The 630-nt window shown below is 36.3% G+C and carries 1 protein-coding gene; it reads right to left on the minus strand.

The window, feature by feature from the left end; genetic code table 11:
- Positions 1-599 (minus strand): peptidoglycan recognition family protein (locus COL3_RS26965; protein WP_242982205.1); only part of this gene is annotated, 599 nt, incomplete at its 3' end.
- Positions 600-630: the final 31 nt, after the last annotated feature.

Consider the following 630-nt stretch of genomic DNA (forward strand, 5'->3'; position numbering starts at 1 on the left):
TATAATCCTCCATGTTCATCAAAGCAATAACATTCACCATCAATCCATAACCACTGGCTTTTCGCCATCATACAATTTTCTCTTAAGTAATACCACTTACCACCATCTTGAATCCATGTATTGCATCGGGCATAACCATCCCTATCGAAGCTATACCATTCGCCATCAATTAGCTCCCAACTATCTTTATAAAAATATTCGTTATCAACATTTGAGCAATACCTCCAACCAGTATCGTTTTGGTTCCAACCAAGAATTATACTTGATGTTATATTAGCATTCTTTACTTTCTCTAATGGAAAATTAGCTCCTGGACATTCTGAACTTCCTTTTTCCCTATGTCCGTATACTGGCATATTGCCATACTTATTGTATAGATATGATTTTAATTCACACCAGGCATTAAATTGAGCAGTTGGCATTTCAACTCTATTGTCATAGTTACCTTCAAAGGCAATTCCTAAAGTATTTGTATTACAGCCTTGACAATGAGCTCCAATAGCGTTGTCCGGTCTACCCTTATACACTGAACCATCTAAACGAATATAATAATGATATCCTATGCCTGCAAACTTAAATTGAGGTTCTGTTTGGTGCATATAATGTATAGCCTCAACTGTCCATTGTGGC

The organism is Clostridium sp. LS (assembly GCF_002760435.1).
GTDB lineage: Bacteria > Bacillota > Clostridia > Clostridiales > Clostridiaceae > Clostridium.